This is a genomic window from Rathayibacter sp. VKM Ac-2760 (assembly GCF_009834185.1).
In the GTDB taxonomy this organism is placed as follows: Bacteria; Actinomycetota; Actinomycetes; order Actinomycetales; family Microbacteriaceae; genus Rathayibacter.
The window spans coordinates 1002752-1017855 of the sequence record NZ_CP047173.1; the positions used below are offsets into that span (position 1 = coordinate 1002752).

The following is a 15104-nucleotide window of genomic DNA, read 5'->3' on the forward strand; positions in this document are numbered from 1 at the left end:
ATGCGCGGCGCCCGAGAGGGTGCGGCGCACACCGGACGAGTTCGACTCCTCCTCGGATGCTCGCAACGGCATCTCTAGGGCGGTGGCTCAATTGGTAGAGCAGCGGTCTCCAAAACCGCAGGTTGCAGGTTCGAGCCCTGTCCGCCCTGCACATCGATGCCCGTCGCTCGCGGTCCCCGCGATGCAGCGGTCATCGGTCCAGGACCGCCCTCGGGCGGTCGGCCTCACCGGAGGTTCCGGTGCGGGAAAGGTGCGTGCAGGTGGCCGGGAAAGCAGTCGACGAGCCGAGCGAGGACGTCGTCGCGATCGCTGATCAGCAGCGCGCTGCGCGGCGCAGTCCGTTCGCGCGCATCGCCCTCTTCATCCGGCAGGTCATCGCCGAGCTGAAGAAGGTCGTCACTCCGACGCGCAAGGAGCTCGGCAACTACGTGATCGTGGTCCTGATCTTCGTCGTGATCATGATGGCGCTGGTGTCGCTGCTGGACTGGGTGTTCGCGCTCGTCGTGACCTACGTGTTCGGCACACCGGCGGCCTGACCCCCGCCACCCGACCCGGGAGCGTCCCGTCCGCACGAGCGGAGGGCGCCGACGGCAGCGGCGCGCGTCCCCTTCGGAACGCGGCCGATCGATCGAGAGAGAGTTACGAGTGTCTGACAGAAACCGCGACGACGTCGACTGGGCCACCGCCGCCGAGCAGTCGTCCGAGGTCGACGAGGTTCAGGAGGGCGACACCCAGATCCAGGCTGAGGACGCCGTCGAGCCCGCCGAGCAGGGCGCACTGAGCATCATCGACGAGAACGAGTCCGAGGACGACCTCGCGTCGGACCTCGAGGCAGCCCTCGACGCGATCGGCTCGGTCGACGACCCCGAGGCCGACTCGGCCGTCGACGAGGCCGCGCACATCGACACCGTCGAGGAGGCCGAAGCGGCCCTCGAGGCCGTCGAGGACGAGGCCGAGGTCGCAGCGGAGGACGCGGAGGCCGAGGGCGAGGACCTCGCCGACATCGACCCCTACGAGGCCTTCCGCACCGAGCTGCGCGGCAAGCTCGGCAAGTGGTACGTCATCCACTCCTACGCCGGCTTCGAGAAGCGCGTGAAGTCGAACATCGAGAACCGCAAGGTCTCGCTCGAGGCCGAGGACTACATCTTCGAGGTCCAGGTCCCGATGGAGGACGTGGTCGAGATCAAGAACGGCCAGCGCAAGATGGTCACCCGCGTGCGCATCCCCGGCTACGTGCTGGTGCGCATGGACCTCAACGAGGACTCGTGGTCGGTCGTCCGTCACACGCCGGGTGTCACGGGCTTCGTGGGCAACGCCCACAACCCGACGCCGCTGCGCTTCGAGGAGGCCTTCACGATGCTGAAGAGCCTGGTCGAGATCAAGGAGGTCGCGCCGTCCAAGACGGCCGGCGTCAAGGGTCAGAAGCAGGCGCAGCGCGTGCTGCCCGCCGAGGTCGACTTCGAGATCGGCGAGACCATCACGATCAAGGAGGGCTCGTTCGCGGGTCTGCCCGGGTCGATCAGCGAGATCAAGCCCGAGAGCGGCAAGCTCACGGTGCTCGTGTCGCTCTTCGAGCGCGAGACCCCCGTCGAGCTGTCGTTCGACCAGGTCACCAAGCTCTGACGACGGACCCCCGTCCGGCCGAGGCCCTTCCCGCACTGTCGGGGAGGGCCTTCGCCGTGTAAGCTCGTACGGGTTTTCGTGTCGGCGCCCGTTCTCGTGCGTGCCGACCGACCCTCCTCCACCGCGATCCGGCCCCGCCGGGTGCGCGGGAGAGCGGACGGGAACCCCCGACCGCTCGAACCCTGAGAAAAGGAATCCTGAATGGCCCCCAAGAAGAAGGTCACCGGCCTGATCAAGCTCCAGATCAAGGCGGGCGCCGCGAACCCGGCCCCCCCGATCGGTCCGGCGCTCGGTCAGCACGGCGTCAACATCATGGAGTTCTGCAAGGCGTACAACGCGCAGACCGAGTCGCAGCGCGGCAACGTCATCCCCGTCGAGATCACCGTCTACGAGGACCGCTCGTTCACCTTCATCCTGAAGACCCCGCCCGCGGCGGAGCTCATCAAGAAGGCCGCCGGCGTCGCCAAGGGCTCGTCGACCCCGCACACCGTGAAGGTCGCCAAGCTCACCATGGCGCAGGTCCGCGAGATCGCCGAGGCGAAGCAGACCGACCTCAACGCGAACGACATCGAGGCCGCCTCGAAGATCATCGCCGGCACTGCTCGTTCGATGGGCATCACGGTCGAGGGCTAGTCCCTCCGCCTTTCCAGAACTCACACCGTGGGAGAGCCCGCCAGGCTCTAGAACCACATTCTCGTTTCAAGGAGAAACAACATGGCACAGAAGTCGAAGGCCTACCGGGCCGCCGCCGCCAAGCTCGAAGAGGGCAAGTTCTACACCGCCGATGAGGCCGTCGCTCTCGCTCGCGAGACCGGCTCGGCCAAGTTCAACAGCACCGTCGAGGTCGCGCTCAAGCTCGGGGTCGACCCGCGCAAGGCCGACCAGATGGTCCGCGGCACGGTCATCCTGCCGCACGGCACCGGCAAGACCGCCCGCGTCATCGTGTTCGCGACCGGTCCGGCCGCCGAGGCCGCGATCGCCGCGGGTGCCGACGAGGTCGGCGGCGCCGAGCTCATCGAGAAGGTCGCCGGCGGCTACACCTCGTTCGACTCCGCGGTCTCGACCCCGGAGCTCATGGGCCAGGTCGGCCGTCTCGGAAAGGTGCTCGGCCCCCGCGGCCTCATGCCCAACCCGAAGACCGGCACCGTGACCCCGGACGTGGCGCGCGCCGTGACCGAGATCAAGGGCGGAAAGATCGAGTTCCGCGTCGACAAGCACGCCAACGTGCACCTCGTCGTCGGCAAGGCCGCGTTCACCGAGGAGCAGCTCCAGGAGAACTTCAAGACGGCGCTCGACGAGATCGTCCGTCTGAAGCCGTCCTCCTCGAAGGGCCGCTACATCCAGAAGGCCGCCGTCTCGACGACCTTCGGCCCCGGCATCCCGCTGGACGTCAACGTCCTGGCCTGAGCCTCGGCACAGCACTGACCTGCGCGAGCAGGGACGGGAGGGGATCCGCTTCGGCGGGTCCCCTCCTTCGTCGTTCCGGGGGAGCCGCGCTCGCCGGGCATACTGAACGGCCGGGCATACTGAACGGCGTGCCCGACTCCCTCCGCCCGAGCGCCGACCCCGTGACCGTCCGCCGCGCCTCGGCCGCCGACGCCGAGGAGCTCGCCGCCGTCGCCGCCGCGACGTTCCCGCTCGCCTGCCCGCCGCACGTCACCGCGGAGGCGAAGGCCGACTTCATCCGGACCGTGCTCTCGGTCGAGCGGTTCCGCGGCTACCTCGCCGACCCCGGTCGCGTGCTGTTCCTCGCGGAGGACGACTCCGGTGCGCTCGGCTACACGATGCTCGTGCGCGGCGAGCCGGCCGACCCCGATGCGGCCGTCGCGGTCACCGTCCGGCCGACGATCGAGCTCAGCAAGTGCTACGCGCTGCCCGACCGGCACGGCTCGGGGATCGCGGCGCGACTGATGGCCGCGACCGTCGACGAGGCGCGGTCGAGCGGTGCCCGGAGCGTCTGGCTCGGCGTGAACCAGGAGAACGCGCGGGCGCGCCGCTTCTACGCCAAGCACGGCTTCGAGGTCGTCGGCACCCGGCGCTTCCTGGTCGGCGGTCGCCTCGAAGAGGACTTCGTCCTCGAGCGCCCCCTGCCCTGACGTCCTGCTCCCCGCCGCGAGATGCCACTTGTGTGCGCCCGACACGGCGTGTCGCGCGCACAAGTGGCATCTCGCGGGGAGGGGTCAGCCCTCGGCGACCGTGAGGACGAGCTTGCCGCGGGTGTGACCGGTCTCGAGCTGCGCGTGCGCGGCGCCCGCCTCGGCGAGCGGGAAGACGCCGTCGATGAAGACGCGGACGTCGCCGGACTCGAGCAGGCGCGAGACGACGCCGAGGGTCGCCCCGTCGGGAGCGACGCGGAAGGTGGAGGCGCGCACTCCCGCGGCCGCCGCCTCCTCGAAGAACTCCGGCCAGCTGCCGGTCGGCGCGTTGACGATCAGCCCGCCGGGGCGGAGCACCGAGAGCGAGCGCGAGCCGGTGCGGTCGTGGACGTTGCCGACCAGGTCGATCACGACGTCGACACCGTGCAGGATCTCGTCGAACCGCTCGGTCGTGTGGTCGATCACCTGGTCCGCCCCGAGCTCGCGCAGCCACTGCAGGTTGCGGGTCGAGCCGGTGGCGATCACCGAGGCGCCGAAGTACGCGGCGAACTGCACCGCGAAGTGCCCGACTCCACCGGAGCCGGCGTGGATGAGGATCCGCTGGCCCTCGTGCGCCTTCGCCAGCTCGACGACCATGCCCCAGGCGGTCAGCGCGGCCAGCGGCACTCCCGCCGCCTCGACGTGCGAGAGCGTCGAGGGCTTCCGCGCGATCGAGACGCTCGGGACGCTCACGTACTCGGCGTAGCTGCCGGAGTAGCGGGGCACCATCACGAAGCCGTAGACCTCGTCGCCGGGCCGCAGCGCATGGGCCGGGTAGGGGCTCGAGACGACGATGCCGGAGAAGTCGTGGCCGAGCACGGCGGGGTAGGAGGGGATCTGCGCGGCGACTCCGCGGCCCGCGCGCGTCTTCGCGTCGAGCGGGTTCACTCCGGCCGCGATCACCTTGACGGCGAACTCGGCGTTGATGGCCGTCGGCGTCGGCACCGTCGCGAGGTGCAGGACCGAGCAGTCGCCGGGGGCGTCGATGACCGCCGCCGTCATCGTGTCGGGGAGCACCACCTCCTCCGGGATGTCGCCGATCGCGAGGCCGTGGCCGAGCGCGCTGTTGTGCATCATCGCCCTTTCAGGATCCGGCGGCGGTGGTCCTTCGAGCAGGCGGGAGGCGGCTGTCCGCCCCGACCGACCCCGCTTCCGCGCGCCGCGTTCAGTCAAGCCCGGTAATGAGTCCGGGCTGTTTCGGCAGTGTCACCCCTCCGAGAACAAAGGCGAGATGTCCCCCGTAAGGGAGGGGAGGCCGGGCTTCCGGCTCCCGGATCTGCTCTCGGGCGGGTCTGGCACGATGGGGAGGTGCGACGACGAGCGAACGGCCCTCTCCTCGTGGGCGGCGCGCTCCTGGTCCTGGCCGGTCTTGCCCTGCTGCTCGCGGCGCGGATCAGCATCGGAACGAGCCGCTGGGTCTACGTGAGCGAGATGGGCGCTCCGGATCTGCCGACGGCGGGCACCTTCCGGATCGCGCTGCTGCTGGTCGCGGCCGGCGGCACCGCGATCGCGATCGGAGCGCGTGCGGTGCGGACACGGCTGCTGCCGGCCCTCCCGCCCGCGCTGGCGATCCTGCTCGCCGCGGGCTGCTTCGCTCTCGCCTCGCAGATCACCTGCTCAGCCGGCTGCCCGCTCCCGGTCGGACCGCGTTTCAGCTGGCAGGACCTGATCCACACCTCCGCCGCGGTCCTCGGCTTCGCATCGGCCTGCCTGGCGATGCTGCAGCTCGCGACGGCGCGGGAGCGGCCAGGGGTCGCCCGGCTGTCGCTGATCGCGGGGATCGCGGTGGCCCTGGTCGCCGGCGCGGGCGCGATCCTCTCGCTGCTCCGGCTGTGGCTGGGGGTCGGCGGCACGCTCGAGTTCGTCGCCACCGGGATCGCGGTGCTCTGGCTCGCGGTCGTGGGGTTCGTTCTCGCCGGCGAGGAGCTCAGCGCCCGAGCCACTCGCGGACGTGCCCGCGGATCCGCTCCTGCTGCTGAGCCAGACCGGCGTCGCGGGACGGGACCTGCTCGAGGTCTGCGTCCGGAAGAGCCCTAGCCCACGCCTCCGCGACGGCGACCGGGTGCACGGGGTCGCGCTCGGCCGTGATCACGAGGGTGCGGGCGATCACGTCGCCGAGCTCTCCCGAGTCGCGGTAGGCGGCGTTGCGCGGGATCTCCGCGAGGCGGACCGCCCGCTCCTCGGCCTGCGGCGACCGGAACTGGAGGCAGAGCGCCTCGGCCGACGCCGGCGACACCTGCGCGGCGCGCTCGAAGAGGCCCGAGGCGCGGAAGATCCGCTCGCCGCGCTTGGCGCCGTGGTCGTGCAGCAGCTGCGCGATGACGGGGAAGACCGAGAGGTTCTCCGGCAGCGGCTCCGCGGTGAAGGCGGGGCGGACGAACACGGCCCGGTCGATCGGCAGGATCTTGCGGCTGGCGAGGCGCAGCGCGATCGCGGCGCCCATCGAGATGCCGAGGACGGTGAGCGGCTTGTGCGCGGCCCCCGCCCGGACCACCTCCTCGGTGACCTCGTCGGCGAGGGCGTCGAGCGAGAAGTCCGCACTGCCGCCGATCAGCTCGGAGGCGCCGTGGGCGCGGACGTCCGGTGCGATCACCTCGGTGCCGGCCGGCAGCGCCGCGCGCAGGAGTCCGAGCGGCTGGGAGCGGTCGCCGCCCAGGCCGTGCAGGAGCAGGGCGGTCACCGCCGGCCCGCGCGGGTTCTCTCGTGCAGCTCGGCCATCAGCAGGCCGGCGAGGCGGACGAGCACGTGGATCTCGTCCTCGTCGCGGTCGACCCAGCGGAACTCGGGGACGGCGTCGATCGGGACGAAGTCGCGGTGCTGCTCCCAGACGACGAGGGTGCGCTCGGCGCCGAGGACGTACTGCTGCCAGAAGACCTGGCGCAGGTAGTGGCGCGGGATGCTCCGCCACTGCTTCGAGGTCGTCTTGATCTCGCAGAGCTCGAGGCGACCGTCCTCGCGGAGGCCGATGCCGTCGGGAGTGGCCAGGTGGCGGCGCTCCTGGCTGGCGTGGAACAGGGTGCTGCTCGGTTCGATGGCGTGCTCGCGGCGCACCCAGGCGGCGATCTCCGGCTCGCGGGCGCGGCCGTGGTCGGTGAAGGCGTTGCCGCTGAAGCTCGAGCCGTAGAGCTTGTCGAGCGCGGCGCGATCGATGGCCGCGGGGGAGGAGAGGCGGGCGACGTCGGTCGCGGTGATGCCCCGCGAGCGGGCGCGCAGCCAGGCGACGCGGTCGGAGGAGTCGGCGACGACCCTGCGGAGGTGCGGCGGCTTCGCGTCCACGAAGACGGGTTGCGTCTCCCAGGGGAACGAGAGCTGCAGATCGGGCACCGATTCATTCTCTGCCTCCGGAGCGGTCCTGCCCAACCGGCACGCCGGGTGCCGGTGTTCGCCCGGCGCGAGATCGAGCGGCGGGTCAGGCGTCGAGGAAGGCGTCGACCTCGGCGGGGGAGAGCAGGTGGCGGCGGACCATCAGGGCGGCGCCGCGGACGCCGCCGCCGGTGTCGCCGGAGGCCTGCACGATGTCGAGCGCACGGGTCGCCAGGGGCAGGGAGCGGCGGTAGACCACCTCGCGGACGCCGGCGAGGACCTCGTGGCTCGCCTCCGCGATGCTGCCGCCGATGACGATGACCGAGGGGTTGAGCAGGTTGACGCAGGTCGCCAGGACCTCGCCGAGGTCGCGGCCGGCGGCGCGGGTCAGCTCGACGGTGGTCGGCTCACCCGCGGTGAGCAGGGCGACGACGTCGGCGGTGGTGGTGACCGGGCCGCCCGCGGCGGTGAGCCGGCCGGCGGCGGCGAGGCGGCGGGCGATGGCCGAGCCGCTCGCGATCGCCTCGAGATCGGCCTCGCCGCGGTCGCCGGGCACCTGCACGTGGCCGAGGTCGCCGGCCGCGCCGAGCGCGCCGCGCTGGAGGGCGCCTCCGCTGACGATGCCGGCGCCGATGCCGGTGGAGACCTTGACGTAGAGCAGGTCGTCGACCTCGGCGTAGTGGTCGGCGTGCTCGCCGAGGGCGAGGAGATTGACGTCGTTGTCGACGAGGACGGGCACGGGCAGGCGACGCGCGACGCACTCGGGGATGTCGAAGCGGTCCCAGCCCGGCATGATCGGCGGCTTCACCGGGCGGCCGGTCGCGTGCTCGACCGGTCCGGGGACGCCGACGCCGACGCCCGCGAGCGGACCGGCGGCCGAGGCCTCCTCGAGGAGGGCGTCGGCGACGTCGAGGGCGTGGCCGAGGACGACCAGGGGGCCGTCGGCGATCGCGATCGCCTCGCGGCGCTCCGCGAGCACGCGGCCGTCGAGATCGGTGAGGGCGACGGTGGCGTGCGCGGCGCCGAGGTCGATCGCGAGGAGGCTGCGCGCCCGGGCGTCGAACGCCACGCGGCCGGCCGGGCGGCCGCCGGAGGAGGGGGCGTCGTCGCGGCGGGCGACCAGGCCGGTGGCGATCAGGGTGTCCAGCTGGGCGGACACCGCGGCTCGGGGCGAACCGGTCTCGGCGACGACGTCGGCCCGGGTGCGCGCCGCGCCGTCGGCCAGGAGGAGCAGCAGCTCGCCGACCGGACTGATCGGGGAGCGGCGCCGCGGTGACATGGCTGGAGTCAACCACAGGGCGACCACTTCTGCGCGCCGGGATCCCGCTTGGCGACCCCACTCCACGGGGTTTTGCTTGTTGATGATCAAAAGTCCGCGTAGGGTCGAGGAATCAGTGATTCGACGTCGATCAGGAGCACCCACCGGTGGCCACACCCTCAGACCTCTCCGTTCAGCTCTACTCGGTCCGCGACGCGCTCGCCGCCGATCTGCCCGCCGCGCTCGACCGGCTCGCCGGCATCGGCTTCACGAAGGTCGAGCTCTTCGACTTCGTGACCCGCGCCGACGCCTATCGCGCCGCACTCCCGGCCAGCGGACTCACGGCGCCGAGCGCGCACGCCCGGCTCCTCGAGGAGGGCGCGGCGGTGGACGAGATCCTCGACGCCGCCGCCTCGCTCGGCGTGCAGACCGTGATCGATCCGATGGTCGACCCCGCCCGCTGGACCACGGCGGACGGCGTGTCGGCGATCGCCGACGAGCTCAACGCGCTCGTCGACTCCGCCGCCGCCCGCGGACTGGCGCTCGGCTACCACAACCACGCCTTCGAGTTCGAGAACCGGATCGACGGCCGCAGCGCCTACGAGCACCTCGCGAGCCTGCTCGACCCGCGGATCGTCCTCGAGCTCGACACCTACTGGGCCGCCGTCGGCGGCGACGACCCGGTCGAGGTGCTCGGCCGCCTCGGCGACCGCGTGCGGTTCCTGCACGTGAAGGACGGGCCGATCTCGAGCGACACCTCCGAGCAGCTGCCCGCGGGCGAGGGGGCGATGGACGTCCCGGCGATCCTCGCCGCCGCACCGCAGGCCCTGGCCGTCCTAGAGTTCGACGCCTACGCGGGCGACGTCTTCGAGGGCCTCGCCTCCGGCCGCCGCTACGTCTCGGAGCTCGGCGCATGAGCGGCGCGGGCCGCGTCGGCGTCGGCGTCATCGGCGCCGGCAACATCAGCACGCAGTACCTCACCAACCTCACCGTCTTCCCCGACCTCGAGGTGCTCTTCGTCGCCGACATCGACCTCGATCGCGCGAAGGCGCAGGCCGAGGCGTTCGGCGTGCCGGCCTCGGGCTCGGTGGACGAGCTGCTCGCGCACCCCGGCATCGAGATCGTCGTGAATCTGACGATCCCGGCCGCGCACGTCGAGGTGGCGCGCAAGGCCGTCGAGGCGGGCAAGCACGTCTGGACCGAGAAGCCGTTCTCGCTCGACCGCGACAGCGGCGTCGAGCTGCTCGCGCTCGCGAAGGAGAAGGGGCTGCGGGTCGCGACGGCGCCCGACACCTTCCTCGGCGCCGGTCTGCAGACCGCGCAGCGCCTGATCGAGGGCGGAGCCATCGGCACGCCGCTCTCGGCGATCACGCTCTTCCAGGGTCCCGGACCCGAGGGCTGGCACCCGAATCCCGAGTTCTTCTTCACCGCCGGCGGCGGGCCGCTGCTCGACATGGGGCCGTACTACATCACGACCCTCGTGCAGAACCTCGGCCCGGTCGAGAGCGTCACCGCGGTCTCGTCGCAGGCGCGGGCGACCCGCACGGTCGGCTCCGGCCCGCGCGAGGGGACCGAGTTCCCCGTCACGATCCCGACGCACATCGGCGGGCTCCTGCGCTTCGAGTCGGGCGCCTCGGCGCAGGGCGTCTGGAGCTTCGAGTCGAGCCTGCCGCGGATGGGCTTCGTCGAGATCAACGGCTCCGAGGGCACCCTGGTGCTCCCTGATCCGAACATGCACGACGGCGAGCTGACCCTGTACCGGCGCGGCGAGTCCGAGCCGGAGGTCGTGCAGGCGACCGGCTCGACCGCCTCGCGCGGCACCGGTGTGCTCGAGCTCGCCCGCGCGATCCGGGCCGACCGGCCCGAGGCGGCCTCCGGTGACCTGGCGTACCACGTGACCGACGTGATGCTGTCGCTGCTCGAGGCCGCCGAGAGCGGCGAGAAGGTGCTCGTCGAGAGCACCGTCGCGCCGCGCCCCGCTCTGCCGGAGGACTGGGACCCGAGCGAAGCGACGCTCGTCTGATGGGCGGACCCCTGCGGGTCGGCGTGCTCGGCGGCGGCTTCATGGCCGCCGTGCACAGCCGCGCGGCCCGCAGCGCCGGGGCGGTGCTCGCGGGCGTCGCCTCCTCCAGCCCCGCGAAGGGGGAGCGGGCGGCGAGCGAGCTCGGCTTCGAGCGGGCGTTCGCCGACGCGCGGGCGCTGATCGAGGACGACTCGATCGACGTCGTGCACGTCTGCACGCCGAACGGGACGCACGCCGAGCTGGCGCTGGCCGCGATCGCGGCGGGGAAGCACGTCGTCTGCGAGAAGCCGCTCGCGGCGACGACGGCGGAGGCGACCGCGCTCGTCGAGGCCGCCTCCGCCGCGGGCGTGGTCGCGACCGTGCCGTTCGCCTACCGGTTCCACCCGATGGTGCGCGAGGCCCGGGCGCGGGTCGCCGCCGGTGAGACCGGCCGGCTCGTCACCGTGCGCGGCAGCTACCTGCAGGACTGGCTGCTCGGCGCCGCCGACGACAACTGGCGCGTCGATCCGGCCGCCGGCGGGCGCTCGCGCGCCTTCGCCGACATCGGATCGCACCTGGTCGACCTGCTCGAGTTCGTGACCGGCGAGCGGATCGCGGCGCTGGCCTCGATCACGAGCACCGTGCACGCCGAGCGCGGCGGCCGGCCGGTCGAGACGGAGGACGCCGCGGGCGTGATCGTCCGCCTCGCGGGCGGCGCGGTCGGCACGCTCCTCGTCTCGCAGGTGACCGCCGGGCACCGCAACGAGCTCGTGCTCGAGGTGTCGGGGCTCGAGGAGTCGCTGCGCTTCGAGCAGGAGCTGCCCGAGACGCTCTGGGTCGGGCGGCGCGACAGCGCGACGCTCGTTCCGCGAGACGGGTCGATCCTCCGCCCGGATGCCGCGCGGCTCTCGATCGTGCCGAGCGGACATCCGATGGGCTACCAGGACGCGTTCACCGCGTTCGCCCGCGACACCTACGCGGCGGTCGCGGGAGCGGAGGTCGAGGGTCTGCCGACCTTCGCCGACGGCCTGCGCGCCGCGCGCATCACCGACGCGGTCCTCGACGCGTCCGCGGCGGGCGCCTGGGTCGACGTGCCGGCCTAGCCACCTCCGCGAGATGCCACTTGTGCACGCTTTTCACGGCGTGTCGCGTGCACAAGTGGCATCTCGCGGCGGGGGACTACTCGGCGTCCTTGGCGGCGCGCTCGGACTTCAGGCGGGCCTGCTCGCGGCGGACCTCGGCGTAGGAGTTCTGCTCGACGCGGAGCCACTCCGGGACCTCGTCGAGGAGGGCCTGGATCTGCTCGGTGGTCAGCGCTTCGTCGACGCCGCCGCGGGCGAGGCCCGAGATCGAGACGTTGAGGCGCGAGGCGATCACGGGGCGCGGGTGCGGGCCGGTCTCGCGGAGCTTCGTCAGCCACTCGGGCGGGTTCGCGACGAGGTCGTCGTACTGCTCGCGCGTGATCGCCGACTCCTGGAACTCCTCCGGAGTCGCGGGGAGGAAGATCTGGAGCTTCTTCGCCGCGGTCGCAGCCTTCATCGTCTGTGTCGCCTTGGCCATGCGGCAACCCTACCGGTGGGCGCGCAGGACCTACCCTGGAGCGATGAGCGACGAGCCGGACCCCCGCGAGAGCGACGACGCGGAGCCCGGCGACCTCGTGGCGGCCGGTGACCTCCCGGAGTCCGCCGAACCGGAGGCGCCCGGCGACGCCGAGCCTGAGGGCCCCGCACTGCTGATCGCGCTCGTTCCCGGGGTCACGCCGACCAAGTGGACCCGCGTCTGGTCCGAGCGCCGCCCCGACCTGCGACTCCGGGTCCTCCCCATCGCGGAGAGCGAGCAGGAGGACGTGCTGCGCGACGGCCGGGCCCGGATCGTCTTCGTGCGCGGGGACGTGCGCAGCGACTCCGTCAGCTCGATCCTGCTCTACGAGGAGCAGCCGGTCGCGATCCTGCCCCGCGACCACGCCTTCGCCGACGCGGAGGAGATGGACGTCGCCGATCTCGCCGACGAGCACCTGCTGCAGGAGCCGGAGACGGTGCCGGAGTGGGCGGCGCTCGCCGCGGAGATCGCGGACGGGACCCGTCGGGCGCTGCCGCGGATGACCGGCCTCGACGACGCCGTCGAGCAGGTCGCGGCCGGCGTCGGCGTGCTGATCGTGCCGCAGTCGGTCGCGCGCGTGCACAGCCGGAAGGACGTGCGGGTCGTGCCGGTCACGGGGGTCGCGCCCACCAGCATCCGGCTCGCCTGGGCGACCGAGGACAAGACCGACGACGTCGAGGACTTCATCGGCGTCGTGCGCGGCCGCAGCGCGAACACCACCCGGGGAACCGCGGCGACGCCGAAGATCGAGTCGCGCGCGAAGGCGGCGAAGGCGAAGGCCCGCGAGGCGCGGGAGAAGGCCGAGAAGGCCGGCGGCGGCAAGAAGAAGCCGGCGCGGCCCGGCGGCACCGCGCGGCCGGCGGTGCGGCGGACGCGCAAGCCCCGTGGGCGCTGAGCCCGACGGCGCCGAACCCGGAGACACCTCGCGCTGGAGCCTCCGGGCGGGGACGCTCGAGGACGCCGGGGTGATCGCCGAGCTGCGCGCCGTCGTGATGCGGCCGGATCTCGAACGGCTGAACCGCTACGACGAGCACCGGGTGCGGCACCGCTTCCTCGACGGCTACCGCCCTGAGCACACGCGCGTGATCGAGGTCGACGGCGAGCTGACCGGCAGCATCGCGTCGCGGCTCGAGGACGACGCGGTCTGGATCGAGCACTTCTACCTCGCGACCGCCGTGCAGGGGCGCGGGATCGGCGGGGCTGTCCTCCGGCGGGTCATGCTCGAGGACGGGCGCGACGACCGGCCGTTCCGGCTCGACGTGCTGCGGGGGAGCGGCGCCCGCCGGCTCTACGAGCGGCACGGGTTCCGCTGGGAGCGGCCGGAGGGGGAGTGGGACGAGATCCTGGTCGCACCTGCGCTCGCGCCCTCGGGACTCTGACCGGGACTCCGGCGCGGCTCCGGCGCACCTCCGGCTCGCGGAACCGACTCCGGCTCGCTGGAATCGGCCGATTCGACGAGCCGGAGACGGTTCTGCGTGCCGGAGGTCCATCAAGGGGGGCCGCTCCCGGCTCGCGGGGCTAGGGTGCGCAGATGCCCACGAGCGATGAGACCTGGACCCTGGCCGACCACGATGTTCCCGTCTACCGGAGCGGGGAGGGCGGCCGCGCCCTGATCCTGATCCACGAGGTCTGGGGGGTCGACGGGCACATCCGCTCGGTCGCCGACCGGTACGCGGCCGAGGGCTTCGACGTCTACGCGCCCGAGCTGCTCGCCGAGAGCGGGCTGCTCGAGCAGCTCGACACCGAGCAGCGCGCGGACTACGACCACCCGGTCCGCCGGCTCCCGCGCCAGGTCGAGCTGCGGACCTTCTTCGCCCCCGTCTTCACGCCGCAGCACGCGACGCGGACGGTCGCGATCCTCCGCGCGCTGGTCGAGCGGCTGCTGCGCCAGGAAGGGACCACGAGCGTGTCGATCACCGGCTTCTGCTACGGCGGCACCTTCAGCTGGGCTCTCGCGCTGGCGGAGCCGCGCCTGGCCGCCGCCGTGCCGTTCTACGGCCACAACACCGCGTCGGCCGAGGAGCTGGGGTCGCTGCGGGTGCCGGTGCTGGCCTTCTACGGCGAGGAGGACGCGCCGCTGATGGCGCAGGTCCCCGGGATCCGCGAGGCGACCGAGGGGAAGGACGTCGAGCTCGTCGTCTACGAGGGTGCGGGGCACGCGTTCTTCAACGACGCGAACGAGGGGATGTACCGGGCGGAGGCGGCGACGGACGCGTGGCCGCGGGCGCTCGCGTTCCTGCGGGAGCACGCGGGCTGAGGGGGGCGCTCCTCGCTCGTCGGAGTGGACTCGCGCTCTCGCCGATCGAGGAGCGGGTGTATCGAGATCCGCCGACGCCGGGAGTTCTGGCGACGGCGGGTCTCGATACGCCCCTGCGGGGCTACTCGACCAGCAAAGGAGCGGGGCACGCTCGTCTCCTGCTGATCGAGTAGCCCGCGCAGCGGGCGTATCGAGATCGCGCAGCGGGCGGGGTCGCGTCAGGCGACGTCCTTCACGCGGCCGCCCGAGAGGTGCAGGCGGCGCTGGGCGCGGCGGGCGACGGCGGAGTCGTGCGTGACGATCACGAGGGTGAGGCCGAGGTCCTTCCAGAGGGTCTCGAGCAGGGTCATGATGTCGTCGCGGGTGTCCTCGTCGAGGGCGCCGGTCGGCTCGTCGGCCAGCAGCACCTTCGGGTTCTTCACCAGCGCGCGGGCGATCGCCACGCGCTGCTGCTGACCGCCCGAGAGCTCGGCGGGCAGGTGGTCGAGCCGGTCGGCGAGTCCCACGGAGTCGAGCGCGGCCCGCGCCCGCGACGCCCGCTCGCCGGACGGGATGCGCTGCGGCGCGAGCGCCGTCTCGACGTTCTCGAGCGCGGTGAGCGTCGGGATCAGGTTGAAGCTCTGGAAGACGATGCCCACCTCCTTCGCCCGCACGTCGGCGAGCCGGCCGTCGCCGGCCGAGGAGACCTCGTGCTCGCCGAGGACCACGGTGCCCGAGGTCGGCCGGTCGAGCGCGCCGAGCATCTGCAGCAGCGTCGACTTGCCGCCGCCGGTCGGGCCCTGGACGGCGACCATCTGGCCGTCCGGGATGGTGAGGGTGACGTCCTTGAGCGCGGTGACCTTCGTCTTCGCTCCGTCGTAGCTCTTGGTGACGTTCGTGAGGGTGTACATGGGGGTGTCCTTCCGGAGACGGGAGACGAGGGGACGG

Annotated in this window: 18 protein-coding genes and 1 tRNA gene; 13 read left to right on the forward strand and 6 right to left on the reverse strand. The window is 72.6% G+C overall.

Annotated features, from left to right (window positions below):
• Positions 1-76 precede the first annotated feature (76 nt).
• The 6 genes from GSU72_RS04520 (at position 77) to GSU72_RS04545 (ending at position 3719) form a co-directional block, all read left to right on the forward strand.
• Positions 77-149, forward strand: a tRNA-Trp gene (locus GSU72_RS04520).
• Between the two features lie 111 nt (positions 150-260).
• A complete protein-coding gene (gene secE, locus GSU72_RS04525; RefSeq protein ID WP_159984001.1) occupies positions 261-536 on the forward strand; it encodes a preprotein translocase subunit SecE in 276 nt (91 codons plus the stop codon).
• A 109-nt stretch (positions 537-645) separates the two neighbouring features.
• Positions 646-1623, forward strand: a complete 978-nt coding sequence (gene nusG, locus GSU72_RS04530; protein WP_159984002.1) for a transcription termination/antitermination protein NusG — start codon at positions 646-648, stop codon at positions 1621-1623.
• Positions 1624-1824: 201 nt separating this feature from the next.
• Positions 1825-2256, forward strand: a complete 432-nt coding sequence (rplK, locus tag GSU72_RS04535) for a 50S ribosomal protein L11 (protein WP_123447822.1) — start codon at positions 1825-1827, stop codon at positions 2254-2256.
• Between the two features lie 81 nt (positions 2257-2337).
• Positions 2338-3030: a 50S ribosomal protein L1 gene (rplA, locus tag GSU72_RS04540; RefSeq protein ID WP_123447821.1), complete on the forward strand. Its 693-nt coding sequence runs from the start codon at positions 2338-2340 to the stop codon at positions 3028-3030.
• A 128-nt stretch (positions 3031-3158) separates the two neighbouring features.
• On the forward strand, positions 3159-3719 hold the full coding sequence (locus tag GSU72_RS04545) for a GNAT family N-acetyltransferase (RefSeq protein WP_244255969.1): 561 nt from the start codon (positions 3159-3161) through the stop codon (positions 3717-3719).
• 84 nt (positions 3720-3803) lie between these two features.
• Here the strand turns inward: GSU72_RS04545 and GSU72_RS04550 are convergent, their stop codons facing one another.
• Entirely contained in the window at positions 3804-4760 is a 957-nt protein-coding gene (locus GSU72_RS04550; protein ID WP_159986639.1) for an NADP-dependent oxidoreductase, read from the reverse strand.
• Positions 4761-5066: 306 nt separating this feature from the next.
• On the opposite strand from GSU72_RS04550, the gene GSU72_RS04555 reads away from it, so the two are divergent.
• Positions 5067-5795, forward strand: a complete 729-nt coding sequence (locus GSU72_RS04555) for a DUF998 domain-containing protein (protein ID WP_159984003.1) — start codon at positions 5067-5069, stop codon at positions 5793-5795.
• On the opposite strand, the gene GSU72_RS04560 is transcribed toward GSU72_RS04555, so the two are convergent.
• The 3 genes from GSU72_RS04560 to GSU72_RS04570 all read right to left on the reverse strand — a co-directional run bounded on the left by GSU72_RS04560 (position 5686) and on the right by GSU72_RS04570 (position 8340).
• Positions 5686-6438 (reverse strand): alpha/beta fold hydrolase, encoded by a 753-nt coding sequence (locus GSU72_RS04560; RefSeq protein ID WP_159984004.1) that lies wholly within the window; start codon positions 6436-6438, stop codon positions 5686-5688. The two genes, GSU72_RS04555 and GSU72_RS04560, sit on opposite strands and share 110 nt — an antisense overlap.
• Positions 6435-7073: a YqaJ viral recombinase family protein gene (locus tag GSU72_RS04565; protein ID WP_244256082.1), complete on the reverse strand. Its 639-nt coding sequence runs from the start codon at positions 7071-7073 to the stop codon at positions 6435-6437. The genes GSU72_RS04560 and GSU72_RS04565 overlap by 4 nt, the downstream gene beginning before the upstream one ends.
• Positions 7074-7167: 94 nt before the next feature.
• Complete coding sequence (locus tag GSU72_RS04570; RefSeq protein ID WP_159984006.1) at positions 7168-8340, reverse strand: ROK family protein; 1173 nt, start codon at positions 8338-8340, stop codon at positions 7168-7170.
• 146 nt (positions 8341-8486) lie between these two features.
• Between GSU72_RS04570 and GSU72_RS04575 the strand changes: the two genes are divergently transcribed.
• The 3 genes from GSU72_RS04575 to GSU72_RS04585 are packed head-to-tail and all read left to right on the forward strand — an operon-like array spanning position 8487 to position 11424.
• Positions 8487-9236 carry a sugar phosphate isomerase/epimerase gene (locus tag GSU72_RS04575; RefSeq protein WP_159984007.1) on the forward strand — a complete coding sequence of 250 codons (750 nt, stop codon included), beginning with the start codon at positions 8487-8489 and terminating at the stop codon, positions 9234-9236.
• A complete protein-coding gene (locus GSU72_RS04580; protein ID WP_159984008.1) occupies positions 9233-10342 on the forward strand; it encodes a Gfo/Idh/MocA family oxidoreductase in 1110 nt (369 codons plus the stop codon). Before GSU72_RS04575 ends, GSU72_RS04580 begins: the two co-directional genes overlap by 4 nt.
• Positions 10342-11424 (forward strand): Gfo/Idh/MocA family oxidoreductase, encoded by a 1083-nt coding sequence (locus tag GSU72_RS04585; protein WP_159984009.1) that lies wholly within the window; start codon positions 10342-10344, stop codon positions 11422-11424. The genes GSU72_RS04580 and GSU72_RS04585 overlap by 1 nt, the downstream gene beginning before the upstream one ends.
• Before the next feature lie 76 nt (positions 11425-11500).
• On the opposite strand, the gene GSU72_RS04590 is transcribed toward GSU72_RS04585, so the two are convergent.
• Complete coding sequence (locus GSU72_RS04590) at positions 11501-11881, reverse strand: DUF5997 family protein (RefSeq protein WP_159984010.1); 381 nt, start codon at positions 11879-11881, stop codon at positions 11501-11503.
• A gap of 43 nt (positions 11882-11924) precedes the next feature.
• Between GSU72_RS04590 and GSU72_RS04595 the strand changes: the two genes are divergently transcribed.
• The 3 genes from GSU72_RS04595 (at position 11925) to GSU72_RS04605 (ending at position 14177) form a co-directional block, all read left to right on the forward strand.
• Positions 11925-12815 carry a LysR family substrate-binding domain-containing protein gene (locus GSU72_RS04595; protein ID WP_159984011.1) on the forward strand — a complete coding sequence of 297 codons (891 nt, stop codon included), beginning with the start codon at positions 11925-11927 and terminating at the stop codon, positions 12813-12815.
• Positions 12805-13299: a GNAT family N-acetyltransferase gene (locus GSU72_RS04600; RefSeq protein WP_244255970.1), complete on the forward strand. Its 495-nt coding sequence runs from the start codon at positions 12805-12807 to the stop codon at positions 13297-13299. The genes GSU72_RS04595 and GSU72_RS04600 overlap by 11 nt, the downstream gene beginning before the upstream one ends.
• 152 nt (positions 13300-13451) lie before the next feature.
• Positions 13452-14177 carry a dienelactone hydrolase family protein gene (locus GSU72_RS04605; protein ID WP_159984012.1) on the forward strand — a complete coding sequence of 242 codons (726 nt, stop codon included), beginning with the start codon at positions 13452-13454 and terminating at the stop codon, positions 14175-14177.
• Positions 14178-14395: 218 nt separating this feature from the next.
• Here GSU72_RS04605 and GSU72_RS04610 read toward each other — a convergent pair whose 3' ends face one another.
• A complete protein-coding gene (locus GSU72_RS04610) occupies positions 14396-15067 on the reverse strand; it encodes an ABC transporter ATP-binding protein (RefSeq protein ID WP_159984013.1) in 672 nt (223 codons plus the stop codon).
• Positions 15068-15104 lie beyond the last annotated feature (37 nt).

Coding starts and splice junctions, on each gene's coding strand:
- rplK (WP_123447822.1), top strand. CDS start 1,825: ATGGCCCCCAAGAAGAAGGTCACCGGCCTGATCAAGCTCCAGATCAAG.
- rplA (WP_123447821.1), top strand. CDS start 2,338: ATGGCACAGAAGTCGAAGGCCTACCGGGCCGCCGCCGCCAAGCTCGAA.
- GSU72_RS04550 (WP_159986639.1), bottom strand. CDS start 4,760: ATGACGGCGGCGGTCATCGACGCCCCCGGCGACTGCTCGGTCCTGCAC.
- GSU72_RS04570 (WP_159984006.1), bottom strand. CDS start 8,340: ATGTCACCGCGGCGCCGCTCCCCGATCAGTCCGGTCGGCGAGCTGCTG.
- GSU72_RS04580 (WP_159984008.1), top strand. CDS start 9,233: ATGAGCGGCGCGGGCCGCGTCGGCGTCGGCGTCATCGGCGCCGGCAAC.
- GSU72_RS04585 (WP_159984009.1), top strand. CDS start 10,342: ATGGGCGGACCCCTGCGGGTCGGCGTGCTCGGCGGCGGCTTCATGGCC.
- GSU72_RS04590 (WP_159984010.1), bottom strand. CDS start 11,881: ATGGCCAAGGCGACACAGACGATGAAGGCTGCGACCGCGGCGAAGAAG.
- GSU72_RS04595 (WP_159984011.1), top strand. CDS start 11,925: ATGAGCGACGAGCCGGACCCCCGCGAGAGCGACGACGCGGAGCCCGGC.
- GSU72_RS04605 (WP_159984012.1), top strand. CDS start 13,452: ATGCCCACGAGCGATGAGACCTGGACCCTGGCCGACCACGATGTTCCC.
- GSU72_RS04610 (WP_159984013.1), bottom strand. CDS start 15,067: ATGTACACCCTCACGAACGTCACCAAGAGCTACGACGGAGCGAAGACG.